This window comes from Cellulophaga sp. 20_2_10, from assembly GCF_023476645.1.
Classification (GTDB): domain Bacteria; phylum Bacteroidota; class Bacteroidia; order Flavobacteriales; family Flavobacteriaceae; genus Cellulophaga.
Window position 1 is genome coordinate 1 of the sequence record NZ_JAMCOJ010000044.1, and the last position, 1,126, is coordinate 1,126.

A 1,126-nucleotide genomic window follows, 5' to 3' on the forward strand; every position below is an offset into this window, starting at 1 on the left:
AATAAAAAACAAACAAAAAGTTTTAGCTTAGTCCGAAGTCGGAAACGAAAAGGTTTCCTTAGTTCCGCACTAATCATAGCTGAAACGTTGTAGCCAATTAAAAAAAAACCAAATGAAAAGAATTACACTATTGCTTTTAATCTTTTGTTCATTAAATGCAATTGGACAAAAAAAACTGGAAATTGAAATTGATAATCCTGAACCAAGAGTTGGACAAAGCGTTACTTTTTCAATAAACGTTGACTTTTTGACTGACTACTTCAAAAAAGAATTAGGAAAGAACGTCGATTTCACTCGTTCAACATCAATTTTCGGAATGCAATCAGATGATTTTGAAAGAGTAATTATTTTCGAAAAAGCAAAAAAATATGAAATTGGACCTTTTGATTTCGAATTTAACGGTAAAAAATATACAACTGAAATTATTGAAGTAAATGTTCTTCCAAAATTACCAATGGAAAATGGGCTTTGGTTGAGAATAACAGAATCTGATAGTCAACAATATCTAATTCTTGAACAGTTAATAAGTAACGAATCAAATAAAACAGACAATGAAAATGGCGGTTATTCTCAAACAATAGGTGGTGTAAAACCAGAGGGAAAAGAATTCGCTGAATTAAATGAGAAATTAACAAAAGGAATTGAATTAAGTAATTACAGTTCTGCCACTAACACGATGAAAGCTGAAGATGCTGAATTGTTTGATGTTGGTTTTTCATATTCAATCATAAAGTATAAAATAAAATTTGAGAAAGATTTTAGTGAAGAGTACATAATATCTGAAACGGACTTTAATAATTTACCTGAAAAATACGATATCGGAAAAATTAAAGTAAAAAAATAACTGGCTACAACAATGTATATAAAACATAGCTATTATAGGTTTTTCGAGAGGTTTTTGTGTATTTGTAAAGACCGCCAAATTTTTAAATTTGGCTTTTTGAGAAAATTAAGATAAAAAGAAAAATTTAAAAATTCGGCTCAGTGTTTAATCCGAAATGTAGTACCTTTTTACACGCTACGTTTTATATACTTAACGTTGTGCGTCATTTAAGAAAAAGTGGAATATACATTTAACAACAAAGAAAAAAAGCTAATTCAGAAACTAAAAAAATCTGAACCAATT

General features: G+C 28.6%; 1 protein-coding gene. It reads left to right on the forward strand.

What is annotated here, in order from left to right:
* Positions 1 to 112: 112 nt before the first annotated feature.
* Positions 113 to 844, forward strand: coding sequence for a BatD family protein (locus M4I21_RS18450; protein ID WP_249560699.1), 732 nt, complete (start codon positions 113 to 115; stop codon positions 842 to 844).
* Positions 845 to 1,126 lie beyond the last annotated feature (282 nt).

Coding starts and splice junctions, on each gene's coding strand:
- M4I21_RS18450 (WP_249560699.1), top strand. CDS start 113: ATGAAAAGAATTACACTATTGCTTTTAATCTTTTGTTCATTAAATGCA.